14 protein-coding genes are annotated in these 17130 nt (G+C 60.8%); 10 read left to right on the forward strand and 4 right to left on the reverse strand.

The genetic code is table 11. From position 1 onward, the window contains the following. The first annotated feature begins 35 nt into the window (after positions 1-35). The 4 genes from ACTJLA_RS02185 (at position 36) to ACTJLA_RS02200 (ending at position 3427) form a co-directional block, all read left to right on the forward strand. A complete protein-coding gene (locus ACTJLA_RS02185) occupies positions 36-1010 on the forward strand; it encodes a 2-hydroxyacid dehydrogenase (protein WP_440840627.1) in 975 nt (324 codons plus the stop codon). 176 nt (positions 1011-1186) lie between these two features. Further along, positions 1187-2089: a chemotaxis protein CheV gene (locus ACTJLA_RS02190; protein ID WP_014716988.1), complete on the forward strand. Its 903-nt coding sequence runs from the start codon at positions 1187-1189 to the stop codon at positions 2087-2089. A 3-nt stretch (positions 2090-2092) separates the two neighbouring features. Beyond that, on the forward strand, positions 2093-2575 hold the full coding sequence (locus ACTJLA_RS02195; protein ID WP_440840628.1) for a GNAT family N-acetyltransferase: 483 nt from the start codon (positions 2093-2095) through the stop codon (positions 2573-2575). A 108-nt stretch (positions 2576-2683) separates the two neighbouring features. Next, positions 2684-3427: a YkgJ family cysteine cluster protein gene (locus tag ACTJLA_RS02200; protein ID WP_440840629.1), complete on the forward strand. Its 744-nt coding sequence runs from the start codon at positions 2684-2686 to the stop codon at positions 3425-3427. A gap of 261 nt (positions 3428-3688) precedes the next feature. Here ACTJLA_RS02200 and ACTJLA_RS02205 read toward each other — a convergent pair whose 3' ends face one another. Next, positions 3689-4471, reverse strand: a complete 783-nt coding sequence (locus tag ACTJLA_RS02205) for a transporter substrate-binding domain-containing protein (RefSeq protein ID WP_034126351.1) — start codon at positions 4469-4471, stop codon at positions 3689-3691. A gap of 162 nt (positions 4472-4633) precedes the next feature. Continuing rightward, positions 4634-4867: a hypothetical protein gene (locus ACTJLA_RS02210; RefSeq protein WP_105225809.1), complete on the reverse strand. Its 234-nt coding sequence runs from the start codon at positions 4865-4867 to the stop codon at positions 4634-4636. Positions 4868-5081: 214 nt separating this feature from the next. Here ACTJLA_RS02210 and ACTJLA_RS02215 point away from each other — a divergent pair, with 214 nt between their 5' ends. From ACTJLA_RS02215 to ACTJLA_RS02240, 6 genes are all read left to right on the forward strand, one after another. Continuing rightward, entirely contained in the window at positions 5082-6248 is a 1167-nt protein-coding gene (locus ACTJLA_RS02215; protein ID WP_197900827.1) for an efflux RND transporter periplasmic adaptor subunit, read from the forward strand. Further along, positions 6245-9340, forward strand: a complete 3096-nt coding sequence (locus tag ACTJLA_RS02220; RefSeq protein ID WP_440840630.1) for a multidrug efflux RND transporter permease subunit — start codon at positions 6245-6247, stop codon at positions 9338-9340. Before ACTJLA_RS02215 ends, ACTJLA_RS02220 begins: the two co-directional genes overlap by 4 nt. A gap of 7 nt (positions 9341-9347) precedes the next feature. Beyond that, positions 9348-10040 (forward strand): heavy metal response regulator transcription factor, encoded by a 693-nt coding sequence (locus ACTJLA_RS02225; RefSeq protein WP_057976884.1) that lies wholly within the window; start codon positions 9348-9350, stop codon positions 10038-10040. After that, entirely contained in the window at positions 10030-11394 is a 1365-nt protein-coding gene (locus ACTJLA_RS02230) for a heavy metal sensor histidine kinase (protein ID WP_440840631.1), read from the forward strand. The genes ACTJLA_RS02225 and ACTJLA_RS02230 overlap by 11 nt, the downstream gene beginning before the upstream one ends. A gap of 386 nt (positions 11395-11780) precedes the next feature. Continuing rightward, the gene (locus tag ACTJLA_RS02235) at positions 11781-13103 is read left to right on the forward strand and encodes an OprD family porin (protein ID WP_440840632.1); all 1323 of its coding nucleotides are present in this window, start codon (positions 11781-11783) and stop codon (positions 13101-13103) included. A 161-nt stretch (positions 13104-13264) separates the two neighbouring features. Continuing rightward, positions 13265-14761, forward strand: a complete 1497-nt coding sequence (locus ACTJLA_RS02240) for a GGDEF domain-containing protein (protein ID WP_054898815.1) — start codon at positions 13265-13267, stop codon at positions 14759-14761. Between the two features lie 145 nt (positions 14762-14906). Here the strand turns inward: ACTJLA_RS02240 and lpxC are convergent, their stop codons facing one another. Both lpxC and ftsZ read right to left on the reverse strand, forming a co-directional pair. Then, entirely contained in the window at positions 14907-15818 is a 912-nt protein-coding gene (gene lpxC / locus ACTJLA_RS02245) for a UDP-3-O-acyl-N-acetylglucosamine deacetylase (protein WP_003171886.1), read from the reverse strand. Positions 15819-15930: 112 nt separating this feature from the next. Next, positions 15931-17127, reverse strand: a complete 1197-nt coding sequence (gene ftsZ / locus ACTJLA_RS02250; protein WP_003188685.1) for a cell division protein FtsZ — start codon at positions 17125-17127, stop codon at positions 15931-15933. Between the last annotated feature and the right edge of the window lie 3 nt (positions 17128-17130).

The raw sequence follows: 17130 nt of genomic DNA on the forward strand, positions 1-17130 counted from the left end.
CAAGCCAGCTCCCACATGTTGAGTGGAGTTCTGTCATGAAAAAGACTGTCCTGGCCTTCAGCCGTATCACCCCGCCGATGATCGAACGCCTGCAACAGGATTTCGAGGTGATCGCGCCCAACCCCAAGCTGGGTGACATCAATGCACAGTTCAACGAAGCCCTGCCCCACGTCCATGGTTTGATCGGTGTGGGTCGCAAGCTGGGCCGCGAGCAGCTTGAAAGCGCGAGCAAGCTGGAAGTGGTGTCCAGTGTGTCGGTGGGCTACGACAACTACGACGTGCCGTACTTCAATGAGCGCGGGATCCTGCTCACCAACACCCCCGATGTGCTCACCGAGAGCACTGCCGACCTGGCCTTTGCGTTGCTGATGAGCAGCGCCCGCCGCGTGGCCGAATTGGATGCCTGGACCAAGGCCGGCCAATGGAAAGCCAGCGTGGGCGCGCCTTTGTTTGGTTGCGATGTGCACGGCAAGACCCTGGGCATTGTCGGCATGGGCAATATCGGCGCGGCCGTGGCCCGGCGTGGGCGCCTGGGCTTCAATATGCCAATCCTTTACAGCGGCAATAGCCGCAAGACCGCGCTGGAGCAGGAACTGGGCGCGCAGTTTCGCAGCCTGGAGCAGTTGCTGGCCGAGGCGGATTTCGTCTGCCTGGTGGTGCCGTTGAGCGACAAGACCCATCACCTGATCAGCACTCGGGAGCTGGCGTTGATGAAGCCCAGCGCGATTCTGATCAATATTTCCCGTGGGCCGGTGGTGGATGAGCCAGCGCTGGTCGAAGCCCTGCAAACCCAACGCATTCGTGGCGCCGGGCTGGATGTGTATGAAAAGGAACCGCTGGCTGAATCGCCGTTGTTCCAGCTGAGCAATGCGGTGACCCTGCCGCATATTGGTTCGGCCACCGGTGAAACCCGCGAAGCCATGGCCAACCGCGCCGTGGACAACCTGCGCAGCGCCCTGCTGGGCCAACGCCCGCAGGATCTGGTGAACCCACAGGCCTGGAAGGGCTGACACCCCACCCCACTGTAGGAGCGAGCTTGCTCGCGAAAAACGTCAACGATAACGCGCAAAATCTGTTTTAACGCGGCGCTTTGAAGTTCTTCGCGAGCAAGCTCGCTCCTACAGTTTTCGAGGACAAGGTCGATAACGGTGTATAGATCGTCATCCCTGATCCACAGAAGGTTTTTATGTCCACCACCAAAGCCCGCGCAGACTCACTCTCGCTTCTGCTCTTTACCTTGCGCAGCGGCAAGCTGATGGCCATCAACCTGTTGAAAGTCAGCGAGATCATCCCCTGCCCGCCGTTGACCAAGCTGCCGGAGTCCCACCCGCACGTCAAAGGCATCGCCACCTTGCGCGGCGCCTCGTTGTCGGTGATCGACTTGAGCCGCGCCCTGGGTGAAATGCCCTTGCAAGACCCGGATGGCGGCTGCCTGATCGTCACCGATGTCAGCCGTTCCAAACAGGGCCTGCACGTGCAGGCGGTGAGCAAGATCGTGCATTGCCTGACCACCGATATCCGCCCGCCTCCCTACGGCTCCGGCGGCAATCGGGCGTTTATCACCGGGGTGACCCAGGTGGAAGGTGGGCTGGTGCAGGTGCTGGATATCGAGAAAGTCATCCATGGCATCGCCCCGGCACCGATTGAAGCGGCGCCGACCGACCTGACCATGGAAGAAGCCGAAGTGCTGGGCAACGCCCGCATCCTGGTGGTGGACGACAGCCAGGTGGCTTTGCAGCAATCGGTCCACACCCTGCGCAACCTCGGCCTGACCTGCCACACCGCACGCAGCGCCAAGGAAGCCATCGACGTGTTGCTGGAGCTGCAAGGCACGGTTGAACAGATCAACGTAGTGGTGTCGGACATCGAGATGTCTGAGATGGACGGCTACGCCCTCACCCGCACCCTGCGCGAAACCCCGGATTTCAAGGACCTCTACGTGCTGTTGCACACCTCCCTGGACAGCGCGATGAACAGCGAAAAAGCACGCCTGGCCGGTGCCGACTCAGTACTCACCAAATTCTCATCCCCAGAATTGACCAAATGCCTGGTCGTCGCCGCACAAACCGTGGCGCAAAAGGGCCTGTAAGCCTTGGGCGAGTATTACCAGCTGCTGCGTCGCGACCTCACCGGCAGCCTGCCCGCCCCGCAGTGGCCAGCGGATACCGGGCTGGATCATTATCGCGATGAACTGGCCCCGGCGATCCATGCCGTGCTGCGCATGACCCAGGACCAGGGCGGCGGCCGTGTCGGCCACCTGGAGGAGTGGCGCCAGCAGTTCGTCACCGATGCCGAGTACGACCCGACGCTGTGTCTGGTGGCCAGTAACCACGACGGTGTCCTCGCAGTGGCCCAATGCTGGACCAGCGCCTTTATCAAGAACCTGGCCGTACACCCCTGCGCCCAAGGCCAAGGGCTGGGCCGCGCCTTGCTGCTGCACAGCTTCCAGGTATTCAAGCAGCGCGGTGAACCCTATGTGGACCTCAAGGTGCTGGAGAGCAACCTGCGCGCCCGGCAACTGTATGAAAGTGCGGGCATGCGATTTGTGCTGCGCGACATCGTATCCAAGGGCTGATCCTCACTGGCGCATAACTTGCTTCCAGAGCCCTTGAGCGGTAGATAGAGGTAAAAACCCGTCACCCCTCAAGCGTGCCCTCTGACCTTGCCTGGTGACAGATCCGCCATGAACACACACTTTTCCTGCGTCGGTTGCGGTAAATGCTGCAGCGACCATCACGTACCCCTGACCCTCGAAGAAGCCCGCAACTGGGCGGCGGACGGCGGTAACGTCATCGTTCTGGTGGAGGGCTTTCTGGGTAACGGCCTGGGCCTGCCCCTGCAACAACGGGAACATGCCGAGCGCCGCTCAGTGATCGTGCCCAGCGGCAATACCGAGGCGTTTGTGGCAATTACCTTTGCCGCCTACAACGCCGGACGCTGCCGGAATCTTGACGAAGACAACCGCTGCCGCATCTACGAACGGCGCCCGCTGGTGTGCCGCATCTACCCGATGGAGATCAACCCGCATATCCCACTGAACCCAAGCGCCAAGGACTGCCCGCCGGAATCCTGGGAGCAAGGCCCTGCGCTGATCGTCGGTGGTGAGTTGATGGATGCGCAACTGGCCGAACTGATTCGCCGTTCACGCCAGGCCGACCGTGATGACGTGCAGACCAAAGAAGCGGTGTGCGCGTTGCTTGGCATTCGCACGACCGCACTCAAGGGCGATGGGTTTACCGCGTACCTGCCGGACATGCAGGCGTTTGCCCAGGCCATTGAGCAGGCGCTTGAACAGCCGGCAATGGCCAATGAATGGGTATTTCATGTGTCGGGGATGGACATCGCTGAACAGGTGCTGGATGCCGGGGCGCGCATTGCCACTGAGGTGCCGGCCAATTATGCGTTTATCTCGTTGAGGGCGGCTTAGGCTACTACAGCCTTATTTTGGCGTAGGTATCTACTCAACTTCAGCGCGACGCTGGACCTGTGGCGAGGGAGCTTGCTCCCGCGACGGCCTACCATTCGACGACAATTTCCCTGACGCCCCTCGATCCAACTGTGGGGTGTCAGCTAGATAGTCGCAGGCTGTCAGGCCGTCATCGCAGCAAGCCAGCTCCCACATTTGGAGCTCGGAGTGTCAGGTAGATAGGCGCCTCTCGGGAGCAGAGTTGCACTCACACAATAGCGCTCATGGATGGGCAGGCAACACATCGAGGCGATAGGGCTGGAGGATGCGTTGGTATTCGCCATTGTGCATCAGTTGCTCAAACGCGTGATTAAGCTCATTACGCAACGCGGTATCGGTTTTTCGCACCGCAATCGCCACGCTATTACCCAGCAGGCCAGACGACACAGGCGGCCCCATGAAATTGAAGTCCAAGCCCTGGGGCGTGTCTAGCAGGGCCTCTCGGATCTCCACGGCGCCTTGAAGGGTCGCATCAATATCGCCCGAAACCAGGCTCTGCACCAGTTGGTCGTTGAGCCAGAAACTCCTGATGATTACCCCTGCCGGCGCCCACTGCGACAGGGCAAAGGCTTCCCGATTACTGCGCACCAGCACCCCGACACGCTTGCCTCTGAGCGACCGTCGATTAGGGCGCAGGCCCGAGGTTTTACGCGCCACCAGCCGAGTGGTGATCGGGTAGAGATCACGGGTGAAACTCACCCGTCGCCGTCGACTGCAGGTGGGCGCCATGCCCATGATCGCGTCGAACTGCCTGGCTTCAAGGGCGGGGAAATTCTCCATGACGATCTGGTCAACCCAGGTACAGCGCACGTTGAGCTGCTCGCACAGGGCATTGCCCAGTTCGATGTTCAGCCCCACCAATTGCCCTTGGGAATTGCGGCTTTGAAAAGGCGGAAAATGCGCGGCGACGGCGAAACGGATTTCACGCCGCGGTTGAACGTCGGCGGCAACGACACTTGTCGAGAGCAAGAGGGCAAGCACCGCACAAAGGTGTATCAGGGCCACGGGAATGTCCTTTTCCGGAAAGCTGACTCACCACGCCCCGATGAGCGTCATCGGGACGAAGCAAACGCTGTGCAAGCTTTCAAGAATCGGTCGCGGACCTACAAGCAGAAATGTCCACGGGCGATGTAGGCAACTGCCTATAACGCACGCAACGCTTTAATCTCAGCGTTTACCCATGGAGCGGCGAGTGCCCGGAGGCGCCATGCCTGGCGTCTTGGTATGGCCGTTCTTGGCGCCGCCTTTGTACCAGGGCTGGCTGGCATTCTTGGCGCCAGCCAGCTCACCCGGTTTGAAGGGGAACTTGAACGCCGGGATCTCGGCTTTTTCAACGCCGTCGGCGGTGGCCGAATCGACGGGGTCAGCCGCGTCGACAGGGGGTTGGGTTGGGGAAGTCATAAGGGCTCCGGCGCAGCTATAGGTGTAAAAGCGCCAGTATACGGGGGCAAAGCGGCGAGCGGTAAGCTTCAAGCCACAAGTAAAAAGCGCTAGCTGTCGCGGCTGTCAGTTTGGCGTCACCGTGCTGACCGCATTACCGGGCTATAAAGCAGCTACCCAACCTTCAACTGGCAGCTTGCAGCTTAAAACGTGCAACTGCGCCCCGGCGCCTCCCATGCAGATAAAACGAAACACGGCCCTGATGGTGGGCATCCTCTTGGTATTGGCGGTGGCCGCCTGGGCAGTAACACGGCCTGCCAAGCCCCGCCTGGCAGCGCCCACGGCGATCCCGGTACGGGTGGTGAACGTCGCGCAACAGGACGTTCCCAGGTTTGTCAGCGGCATAGGCTCAGTGCTGTCGTTGCACAGCGTGGTGATTCGCCCGCAAATCGACGGCATCCTCACACAACTGCTGGTCAAGGAAGGCCAATCAGTGAAAGCGGGCGATCTGCTGGCCACCATCGACGACCGCTCGATCCGCGCCAGCCTCGACCAGGCCAAGGCGCAATTGGGCGAAAGCCAGGCACAGTTGCAAGTGGCGTTGGTCAATCTCAAGCGTTACAAGGCGCTGAGCATCGACGACGGTGTGTCGAAACAGACCTATGACCAGCAACAGGCACTGGTCAACCAGCTCAAGGCCACGGTGCAGGGCAATCAGGCGGCCATTGATGCGGCTCAAGTACAACTTTCCTATACCCAGATTCGCTCCCCGGTCAGCGGCCGCGTGGGGATCCGCAATGTGGACGAAGGCAACTTCCTGCGCATGAGCGACACCCAGGGGCTGTTTACCGTCACCCAACTCGACCCGATTGCCGTTGAGTTCTCGCTGCCACAGCAGATGCTGCCAACCTTGCAGGGCCTGATCGCCGCCCCCACCCGGGCCACCGTCGACGCCTACCTGGGCGCCGACACCGATGGCCAGACCGGCGACCTGCTCGGCGAAGGCCACCTGAGCCTGATCGACAACCAGATCAGTTCCACCACCGGCACCCTGCGGGCCAAGGCCGAGTTCAGCAACCCGGCGCATAAGCTATGGCCGGGACAACTGGTGACCATCAAAATCCAGACGGCCCTCGACAAGAACGCCCTGGTGGTACCGCCGACCGTGGTGCAGCGTGGGCTGGACTCACATTTCGTGTACCGCGTAAACGCTGACAAAGTCGAGGTGGTACCGGTGCAAGTCGCCTACCAGAACAGCGACATCAATATCATCAAAGGCGTGCGGGCCGGCGATGTGCTGGTCAGCGATGGGCAATCTCGGCTCAAGGCCGGTGCGCAGGTGGAGGTGCTCAAGGAGCCGCCGCAAGTGATCCACACCGCCGATGCCCAGGTGCAGCCATGAGCGCAAGCCGGTCGCCCTCAGCCTGGTGCGTTGATCACCCGGTCGCCACCCTGCTGTTGACCTTCGCGTTGGTGTTGCTGGGGATTATTGCCTTCCCGAACCTGGCCGTCGCGCCACTGCCGGAAGCGGAATTCCCGACAATACAGGTCACCGCGCAACTGCCCGGCGCCAGCCCGGACACCATGGCCTCATCGGTGGCCACGCCCCTGGAGGTGCAGTTCAGCGCCATCCCCGGCATGACCCAGATGACCTCCAGCAGCGCCTTGGGCTCCAGCCTCTTGACCCTGCAGTTCACCCTGGAAAAAAGCATCGACACCGCCGCCCAGGAAGTCCAGGCCGCGATCAACACCGCGTCCGGCAAGCTGCCCAGCGACATGCCGAGCTTGCCTACCTGGAGGAAGGTCAACCCGGCAGACAGCCCGGTGCTGATCCTCAGCGTCAGTTCCAGCAGCATGCCCAGCACCGAGCTGAGCGACTACGTGGAAACCCTGCTGGCGCGCCAGATCAGCCAGATCGACGGCGTCGGCCAGATCAACATCACCGGCCAGCAACGCCCGGCGATTCGCGTGCAGGCCTCCCCTGACAAGCTCGCGGCCATTGGCCTGACGCTCGCCGATATACGCCTGGTCATCCAGCAGTCGAGCCTCAACCTGGCCAAGGGCGCGATCTATGGCGAAAACAGCGTGTCCACCCTGTCGACCAACGACCAGCTGTTTCACCCGGAGGAATACGGCCAACTGATCGTTTCCTACAAGAACGGTGCGCCAGTTCAACTGCGCGATATCGCCAACGTCGTCAACGGCTCGGAAAACGCCTACGTACAAGCCTGGTCCGGCGATACGCCTGGGGTGAACCTGGTGATTTCGCGCCAGCCCGGCGCCAACATCGTCGACACCGTCGACCGCATTCAAGCCGAGCTGCCGCGCCTGCAAGGCATGTTGCCGGCCTCGGTGCAGGTCAGCGTGTTGACCGATCGCACCAAGACTATCCGCGCCTCACTGCACGAAGTGGAAATGACCCTGCTGATCGCCATCCTGCTGGTGGTGGCGGTGATGGCGTTGTTCCTGCGTCAACTGTCGGCGACGCTGATTGTGTCTGCGGTGCTGGGTGTCTCGCTGGTGGCCAGTTTCGCCCTGATGTATGTGATGGGGTTCAGCCTGAACAACCTGACTCTAGTGGCCATCGTGATCGCCGTGGGCTTTGTGGTGGACGATGCGATTGTGGTGGTGGAGAACATCCATCGGCACCTGGAGGCAGGCCTGGGCAAGCGCGAAGCAGCGATCAAGGGCTCGGGAGAAATTGGCTTTACCGTGGTATCCATCAGCTTCTCGTTGGTGGCGGCGTTTATTCCGCTGCTGTTCATGGGCGGAGTGGTCGGTCGGTTGTTCAAGGAGTTTGCGTTGACGGCCACCGCGACCATTCTGATTTCAGTGGTAGTTTCGCTGACATTGGCACCGACGCTGGCCGCCTTGTTCATGCGTGCCCCTACCCACCCTGCCCACGCCAAACCCAGCTTCAGCGAACGCCTGCTGGCCGGCTATGCGCGCAACTTGCGCCGTGCCCTGGCGCACCAACGCAGCATGGCCGCGATCTTCGTGGTAACCCTGGCCCTGGCGGTGGTCGGATATGTGTTCATTCCCAAGGGATTCTTCCCGGTGCAGGACACCGGTTTCGTGCTCGGCACCAGCGAAGCGGCGGCCGATGTGTCGTACAAGGACATGGTCGCCAAGCACAAGGCCCTGGCCGAGATCGTCAAGGCCGACCCGGCGGTGCAGGCGTTTTCCCATTCGGTGGGCGTTACCGGCAGCAACCAGACCATCGCCAACGGCCGCTTCTGGATCGCCTTGAAAGACCGCAGTGAGCGCGATGTGTCCGCCAGCCAGTTCATCGACCGCATCCGCCCGCAGTTGGCGAAGGTGCCGGGCATCGTGCTGTACCTGCGCGCCGGCCAGGACATCAACCTGAGCTCCGGCCCCAGCCGCGCCCAGTACCAATACGTGCTCAAGAGCAACGATGGCCCGACGCTGAACACCTGGACCCAGCGCCTCACCGAAAAACTGCGCGCCAACCCGGCGTTTCGCGACCTGTCCAACGACCTGCAACTGGGCGGCAGCATCACCCATATCAGCATCGACCGCCAGGCCGCCGCGCGCTTCGGGCTGACCGCCACCGATGTCGACCAGGCGTTGTACGACGCCTTCGGCCAGCGCCAGATCAACGAGTTCCAGACCGAGATCAACCAGTACCAAGTGATACTTGAACTGAACAGCCAACAGCGCGGCAAGGCCGAAAGCCTCGACTATTTTTACCTGCGCTCGCCACTGACCAATGAAATGGTGCCGCTGTCGGCCTTGGCCAAAGTCGACCCGCCCACAGTCGGGCCGTTGTCCATCAGCCATGACGGCATGTTCCCCGCCGCCAACCTGTCATTCAACCTCGCGCCCGGCGTGGCCCTGGGCGATGCAGTGATCATGCTCGACCAGGCCAAAAACGAAATCGGGATGCCGAGCACAATCATCGGCAACTTCCAGGGTGCGGCCCAGGCGTTCCAGAGCTCGCTGGCCAGCCAACCCTGGCTGATCCTCGCGGCGCTGGTAGCGGTCTACATTATTCTGGGTGTGCTGTATGAGAGTTTTGTGCACCCGCTGACGATCATTTCCACCCTGCCCTCGGCGGGCCTCGGTGCGCTGATCATGCTGTGGGTGCTGGGCCAGGACTTTTCGATCATGGCCTTGATCGGCCTGGTGCTGCTGATCGGCATCGTGAAGAAAAACGGTATCTTGATGATCGACTTCGCCCTGGAGGCGCAGCGGGTACGCGGGCTGCCACCCGAAGATGCGATTTATGAAGCCTGCGTCACGCGGTTCCGGCCGATCATCATGACCACCCTTGCTGCGTTGCTCGGCGCGGTGCCGTTGATGCTCGGCGCAGGCCCTGGGGCGGAACTGCGCCAGCCGCTGGGCATCGCGGTGGTCGGTGGCTTGCTGGTGAGCCAGGCGCTGACGCTGTTCACCACGCCGGTCATATACTTGTACCTTGAACGTTTTTTCCACAGGCCCAAACCAGCGCTGACGCTGGCGACCACACACTGAGGCGGTCATGCGCGTCCTGATTATTGAAGATGAAGAAAAAACCGCAGACTACCTGCACCGCGGCCTGACGGAGCAAGGCTATACCGTCGACGTGGCACGTGAAGGCGTCGAGGGTCTGCACCTGGCGCTGGAGAATGAGTACGCGGTGATCGTGCTCGATGTGATGTTGCCCGGCCTGGACGGCTTTGGCGTATTGCGAGCGTTGCGCGCCCGCAAGCAGACGCCGGTGATCATGCTCACCGCCCGCGAGCGCGTGGAAGACCGTATCCGCGGCCTGCGCGAAGGCGCCGATGATTACCTGGGCAAGCCGTTTTCGTTCCTGGAACTGGTGGCCCGCCTGCAAGCCCTGACCCGCCGCAGCGGCGGCCATGAACCGGTGCAGGTCACCGTCGCCGACCTGTGGATCGACCTGATCAGCCGCAAGGCCAGCCGCAACGGTGTACGCCTGGACCTGACCGCCAAGGAGTTCTCGCTACTCAGCGTATTGGCGCGGCGCCAGGGCGAGATCCTGTCCAAGACTGCAATTGCCGAGATGGTCTGGGACATCAATTTCGACAGCGATGCCAACGTGGTGGAAGTGGCGATCAAACGTCTGCGCGCCAAGCTCGACGGACCGTTCGAACACAAGCTGCTGCACACCATTCGTGGCATGGGCTATGTGCTGGAGAATCGCATGCAGGAAAACCACAGTGGTCGCTAATTCCATCGCCCTGCGCCTGAGTGGCATGTTCACCCTGGTGGCGCTGCTGATCTTTCTGTTGATCGGCGGCGCGCTGTACCAGCAGGTCGACCGTGGCCTGGGGTTGTTGCCAGGTGCCGAGCTGGATGCGCGCTACAGCGTGCTGGAGTCGTCGATCAATCGCTTCGGCACGCCGGAGCACTGGGCCAAGATCAGGTCCAAGCTCAAGCTGTTGGGGGAAGAAGACAAGCGCATCCGTTTCTGGGTGGTCAGCAGCGACCCGAGCTACGAATACGGTGAGCCGGATGCGCAGATTCGTGCCTTTGCCGAGGGCGCCACGGGTAAGCGCGACCTGCGCCTGCCGGGTCACGATTATCCCTTCAAGGTGCTGGTCAGCCAGTTTGCAGCCAAGGAACAGCGCCCGGCGCTGCGCTTCATGATTGCCATCGACACGGAGAACTTCCGCGCCACCCAGCATCACTTGCTGGTGGCATTGGTCAGCCTGGCGCTGGTCGGTGTGGTACTGGCGGCACTGTTGGGGTTCTGGGTCGCGCGTATCGGCCTCAAGCCCCTGGGCAAACTCTCGGATGAGGCGCAAAAGCTTGCACCGCCGAAACTCTCCGGGCGCCTGCACCTGTCGCCGCTGCCGCCGGAATTGAGCCAGTTCGTCAATTCGTTCAACGCCACCCTCGACCGTGTCGAGCAGGCGTATTCGCGCCTGGAATCGTTCAACGCCGACGTCGCCCATGAACTGCGTTCGCCGCTCACCAACCTGATCGGCCAGACTCAGGTGGCCCTCACTCGCGGTCGGTCGGCGGAGCAATATTTCGAGGTGCTGCAATCGAACCTGGAAGAGCTGGAACGGCTGCGCTCGATCATCAATGACATGCTGTTCCTCGCCAGCGCCGACCAGGGCAGCAAGGCCACCAAGCTGATCGAAAGTGCCCTGGCCGATGAAGTGGCCACCACCCTCGACTACCTGGACTTCATCCTCGAAGACGCCCGGGTCGAAGTGCGCGTGCACGGCGATGCCGTAGTGCAGATCGAAAAGGCCCACCTGCGTCGCGCACTGATCAACCTGCTGAGCAATGCCGTGCAACACACGGCGCCGGGGCACGTCATCGACGTGCACATTGAAGTGCAGGCACACCAGGTGACGATTGGCGTGACCAACCCCGGCGAGGTCATTGCCAGCGAACACTTGCCACGCCTGTTTGAACGTTTCTATCGGGTGGATGCATCGCGCAGCAACAGCGGGGCCAATCATGGGCTGGGGCTGGCCATCGTCAAGGCGATTGCGTTGATGCATGGGGGGGATGTGTTTGTGCGTAGTGAAGGCGGTGGCAATACGTTTGGTATCACCCTGCCGATCTAAACAACTCGGTCAAAATGTGGGAGCTGGCTTGCCTGCGATAGCATCACCACGGTAGGCCTGGNCTGGCATACCGAGGTGTCTGCATCGCAGGCAAGCCAGCTCCCACAGAAGATCCCATGGCCCTCACTGTTGCGGTTTGGGCAATAGTTATTATCTTGTTACACTCTGTATCGCACCGCTCGCCTGCGTTACTTTGACGCATCGATGAGCGCGACGGCAAAGGCAGCTGACCACTCACCCGAATTTCCCTCGACTTATTTCCAGGGCTCTACACTGGGAATCTGTCTTAAAGCCGCTGACTTCAGCGGCTTTTTTTTGCCGTGAAAAAAGGCCGGGCACACCCCCACGACACTGGCCGTTCATGATTGACCAAAGGAGCTCCACCGGTGAAGAACTCGCTGACGTTCACCCCGTTATTCCTCGCAATCGCAGCAACGATCATCCCCCTTGCCCACGCGGCAGACGCCCCGCCCGTCGAAGGTTTCGTCGAGGGTTCACACCTCACGATCAACACCCGCAACTACTACATGAACCGCGACCGGCGCGATATTCATACCGATGACAGCAAGGAATGGGGCCAGGGCTTTATCGGCACCTTCGAATCCGGCTACACCCAGGGCACCGTCGGCTTCGGCCTGGACGTCAATGCCATGCTCGGCCTCAAGCTCGACGGCGGTGGTGGTACGGATGGTTCCAGCATCCTTCCGTATGGCAGCGGCAACGGCAAAGCGCCGGGTTCGTTCTCGACGGCTGGCGGCACCTTGAAGCTGCGCGCCTTCGACACCGAACTGAAAGCCGGCGACCTGTTCCTCAACAACCCGGTGATCGCCGGCGGCATGACGCGCATGTTGCCGCAGACTTTCCGTGGCGTGAGCCTGACCAACCACAGCTTTGACGGCTGGATGATCGAAGGTGGCCAGGCCAGTTTTACCAAGCTCTACAACCAGAGCGGCCATCGGCGCATCGGCACCAGCTACGGCACGCTGCCCGCCAACACCGACAGCCAGCACCTGGACTGGGCTGGCGTGTCGTTCAGCGGGATCGAGGGGCTGACCAGCAACCTGTACGCCTCCGAACTCAAGGACGTCTGGCACCAGTATTACTACGACGTGGAATACACCTATGCCCTGAACAACCTGGTCAGCCTGACGCCCGGCCTGCACTACTACCATACCCAGGACACCGGCCAATCGCTGCTGGGGGGTATCGACAACAACACCTACAGCCTGCATTTCACCGTGGGCGTGGGCAACCACAGCGTCACGGCGACTTATCAGCGGGTCAATGGCAACACGCCGTTCGACTACATCACCCAGGGCGACAGCGTGTACCTGGACAACTCCCAGCAGTACTCGGATTTCAACGGGCCCAACGAGCGCTCCTGGAAGCTCAAGTACGCCTACGACTTCGCCGGCCTCGGCGTGCCCGGCCTGACGTCCGCCGTGTCCTACATCAGCGGCAAGACCGACCTGACCAAGGTCGACCCCAACAGTCGTGGCTACAGCAACTGGTACAGCGCCGATGGCAAGGACGCCAAGCACTGGGAGCGCGATATCGACCTGAAATATGTGGTGCAGGGCGGCAAGGCCAAGGACTTGGCCGTGCGCCTGCAATGGGCGACCAATCGCGGCAGCAATGGCTACTCTGCAGTGGACCGCGATGTGGATGAATACCGTGTGATCGTGGATTACCCGATCAACGTGTTCTGAGTACAGGTGGGAGCGAGCTTGCTCGCGAAAAACGTTAACGATAACGCGTGCTTCCTGAATAAACGCGGCGTCTGTGAGTTTTCGCGAGCAAGCTCGCTCCTACAGCCATATTTAAGAGTTGCTACTACGCTAAGGGCATTCTCAACGCAGAAGTGTGCCCGATGAGTTCAAGCCTTACCCGCCCCAACCGCCGCCCGGAGCGCCTGCTGATCCTGGGCAGTACGCTCACGGTGTTGCTGATCGTGGGGGTCGTCACTGCGCTGCTGATTCGTGAACATGCCAATACCCTGCAGACGGCCAAGCGCACCGCCAATACCATCACTCAATTGATCGACGCGGACGTGCTGCGCAATGTCGAACTTTACGACATGGCCCTCAAAGGCTTGATCAGCGCCACCGAGCGCACCGACCTGCAAGACGTTTCAGAGAGCATCAGGCACCTGGTGCTGTTTGATCGTTCCGCAGCGGCGCCCTACAAGGGCGATATCCTGCTGTTGGACCCGGCCGGCGAGGTGATTGCCGATTCGTCCCTGCTCACGCCAAAGCTGGGTAACTTTGCCGATCGGGACTATTTTCAGGCGCACCGCACCAACCCCGACCTGGGCTTGTATATCAGCCGCCCGTTCATGGCGCGCTGCCAGTGTGCCGACCCCTGGCGCATCGCGTTCAGCCGTCGCGTTTCGTCACCGGATGGGCGTTTCCTGGGAGTGGCGGTCGCGTCCATGCGCCTGTCGTACTTTCATCAGTTGTTCAGCAGCTTGAACATCGGCAGCAACAGCACCATCAACCTGCTCAACCACCAAGGCATCCTGCTGGCGCAAGAGCCTCTGCTGGAAGCAGATATCGTCGACAAGGACCTGAGCCAGCGCCCGAATGTGGCGCGCATGCTGCGCGAACGGGACGGCAGCTTCCAAAGTATCTCCAGTGTCGATCGCCAGGCACGGCTCTACAGTTTTTCGAATGTGGGCAACTTGCCGCTGATCGTGGCGGTGGCATTGTCCAGCGATGAAATGTTCGCACCCTGGCGGCGTGCGGCGTGGCTGGTCAGCATCGCGACCGGAGTGTTGTGCGTGGGCCTGTTGTGGCTGACTTGGGCACTGTGCATGGAGTTGCGCCGCCGCCATCGGGCTGAACAGGTGCTGTCAGAACTGGCAGCCACCGACGCCCTTACCGGCCTGGCCAACCGTCGCACGCTGGACGAACGCTTGCGGCTGGAATGGGACCGGGCACAACGCTCCACCGAGTCGTTGAGCGTACTGATGATCGATGTGGACCACTTCAAGGCCTTCAACGACCGCCATGGTCACCAGGGCGGCGATGAGGCGTTGCGTGCAGTCGCGCATGTGATCGCCAGCCATATCCGCCGCCCTGCCGACCTGGCGGCGCGTTATGGCGGTGAAGAGTTCGCGGTGGTGCTGCCCAATACCGACGCCAAGGGCGCGTGGGTGATCGCCGAGCATATCCGCAAGGGGGTCCAGCACTTGCCGAGAGTGGCCGGGGATGAGCAACCGATCACCGTAAGCATCGGCCTGAGTACCTGGCAGAAGCACAGCCGTATTTCCCTTGAAGACCTGCTGCTCAAGGCTGACCAGGCGTTGTATCAGGCCAAGCACAGCGGCCGTAACCGGATAGTGGATGTTTCAAAAACCTCAAACTGATGAGGTCAGGTGTGGGAGCTGGCTTGCCTGCGATGGCGGTGGGTCAGCTACCTATAAGNCCAGCTCCCACATTTGAATCTTCGCCGGGCATAAAAAAAGGCCACCCGAAGGCAGCCTTTCAAAACTAAAGAAAGAGAGTTGTTACTTACACCGCCGCAACGGGACGCATGTAAGAGATCGGTGCGGTGCTGGCATCTTCGAAGGTCACGACTTCCCAAGCGTCTGTCTGCTCAATCAACTTGCGCAGCAGCTGGTTGTTAAGGGCGTGGCCCGACTTGAAGCCTTTGAACTCGCCTATCAGGCTATTGCCCAGCAGGTAGAGGTCACCGATTGCATCGAGGATCTTGTGCTTCACGAATTCGTCTTCATAGCGAAGGCCGTCTTCGTTCAGTACACCATCCGCGTCGACCACAATGGCATTTTCCACGCTGCCGCCGAGTGCGAGGTTGTGCTTGCGCAGGTACTCGATGTCACTCATGAAACCAAAGGTGCGGGCGCGGCTGACTTCTTTTACGAACGAAGTGCTGGAAAAATCCACGCTTGCACTTTGGGTGCGGTCACGGAATACCGGGTGATCGAAATCGATCTCAAAGCTCACTTTAAAGCCTTCGAACGGGACGAAGGTGGCGCGCTTGTCGCCGTCTTCTACTGTCACTTCCCGCAGAATGCGAATGAACTTCTTGGCTGCGTCCTGTTCTTCCAGGCCGGCAGATTGAATCAAGAATACGAAGGGGCCAGCGCTGCCATCCATGATCGGGACTTCGGACGCGGAGAGCTCGACGTAGGCGTTATCGATGCCCAGGCCAGCCATGGCCGAGAGCAAGTGCTCCACCGTGTCCACTTTGACGTCACCGTTGACCAATGTGGTCGACATAGTGGTTTCGCCAACGTTTTCCGCGCGAGCAGGAATCTGCACCACAGGGTCCAGGTCGGCACGCACAAACACGATGCCGGTGTCGACAGGTGCAGGCTTGAGGGTCAGGTATACCTTCTCCCCGGAGTGCAGACCTACACCTGTGGCACGAATAATATTCTTCAGGGTGCGTTGTTTAATCATGGCTTGGACCGCTTCAGCGCAAATTGCGAACTGGTATCAACAAAGGCTGGCGATAATAGCAGACCAGACCTTTGCTGAACACCAATCACCTTCATAGCCCTGATACATTCCATTAATCGGCCTGACGACGCAGGAATGCCGGGATGTCCAGGTAGTCCAGGTCATCTTGCGGATTCGGGCTACGGGACGCCGCAGCACCGGCCTGAGCCTGGTTGCGCATCACGGTCGGACGGTCCAGGTCACGGTAGTTGACCGACGGCAGTTCCTGGCGAGCAGGGGCTGGAGCGGCAGCTGCCTGGCTGGCCTGGCTGGTGTGCAGGGTGTTGTCGATGACCTTCACAGGCTTCTCGATTTTTGCACCCAGGCCGGTAGCAACCACGGTTACATGCAGCTCATCGCGCATGTCCGGATCGATAACGGTACCGACTTTGACCATGGCGTGCTCGGACGCGAAGGCTTCGATGATGCTACCCACGTCGGAGTACTCACCCAGGGACAGGTCGGGACCGGCGGTGATGTTCACCAGGATGCCGCGTGCGCCTTGCAGGTTCACGTCTTCGAGCAACGGGTTGCGGATGGCCGCTTCGGTGGCTTCGCGTGCACGGTTCGGACCGCTGGCGCAGCCAGTGCCCATCATCGCCATGCCCATTTCGCTCATGACAGTACGTACGTCGGCAAAGTCGACGTTGATCATGCCTGGGCGCTTGATGATGTCGGAGATACCGCGAACGGCACCGGCCAGTACATCGTCAGCCTTGGCGAAGGCGGACAGCAGGCTGGCATCCTTGCCCAGGATGGTCAGCAATTTCTCGTTGGGGATGGTGATCAACGAGTCGACGCTTTCAGACAGCAGACGGATACCTTCGTCGGCGATCTGCATGCGCTTGCGGCCTTCGAACGGGAACGGACGCGTCACGACAGCAACGGTCAGAATCCCCATTTCCTTGGCCACTTCGGCAATGATCGGGGCCGCACCGGTACCGGTACCGCCGCCCATGCCAGTGGTGATGAACACCATGTTGGTGCCTTGCAGCACTTCGGCAATACGCTCGCGGTCTTCCAGAGCGGCTTGACGGCCGACTTCCGGATTGGCGCCAGCGCCGAGGCCTTTGGTCACCGCGGTGCCCAATTGCAGGATGGTCCGGGCGCCGATGCTTTTGAGCGCCTGGGCATCAGTGTTGGCGCAGATGAACTCAACGCCTTCAATGTTGCTCTTGACCATGTGGTTGACAGCGTTGCCGCCGCCACCGCCGACACCGATTACTTTGATAACCGGGCTAGCGGGGATGTTGTCTACGAGTTCGAACATGTT

This window comes from Pseudomonas sp. 22072 (genome assembly GCF_052046095.1).
Classification (GTDB): domain Bacteria; phylum Pseudomonadota; class Gammaproteobacteria; order Pseudomonadales; family Pseudomonadaceae; genus Aquipseudomonas; species Aquipseudomonas paracarnis.

Excerpts from the sequence above, each read along its gene's own strand:
- ACTJLA_RS02185 (WP_440840627.1), top strand. The coding sequence starts at position 36 with ATGAAAAAGACTGTCCTGGCCTTCAGCCGTATCACCCCGCCGATGATC.
- ACTJLA_RS02190 (WP_014716988.1), top strand. The coding sequence starts at position 1,187 with ATGTCCACCACCAAAGCCCGCGCAGACTCACTCTCGCTTCTGCTCTTT.
- ACTJLA_RS02200 (WP_440840629.1), top strand. The coding sequence starts at position 2,684 with ATGAACACACACTTTTCCTGCGTCGGTTGCGGTAAATGCTGCAGCGAC.
- ACTJLA_RS02210 (WP_105225809.1), bottom strand. The coding sequence starts at position 4,867 with ATGACTTCCCCAACCCAACCCCCTGTCGACGCGGCTGACCCCGTCGAT.
- ACTJLA_RS02215 (WP_197900827.1), top strand. The coding sequence starts at position 5,082 with ATGCAGATAAAACGAAACACGGCCCTGATGGTGGGCATCCTCTTGGTA.
- ACTJLA_RS02220 (WP_440840630.1), top strand. The coding sequence starts at position 6,245 with ATGAGCGCAAGCCGGTCGCCCTCAGCCTGGTGCGTTGATCACCCGGTC.
- ACTJLA_RS02225 (WP_057976884.1), top strand. The coding sequence starts at position 9,348 with ATGCGCGTCCTGATTATTGAAGATGAAGAAAAAACCGCAGACTACCTG.
- ACTJLA_RS02240 (WP_054898815.1), top strand. The coding sequence starts at position 13,265 with ATGAGTTCAAGCCTTACCCGCCCCAACCGCCGCCCGGAGCGCCTGCTG.
- lpxC (WP_003171886.1), bottom strand. The coding sequence starts at position 15,818 with ATGATTAAACAACGCACCCTGAAGAATATTATTCGTGCCACAGGTGTA.
- ftsZ (WP_003188685.1), bottom strand. The coding sequence starts at position 17,127 with ATGTTCGAACTCGTAGACAACATCCCCGCTAGCCCGGTTATCAAAGTA.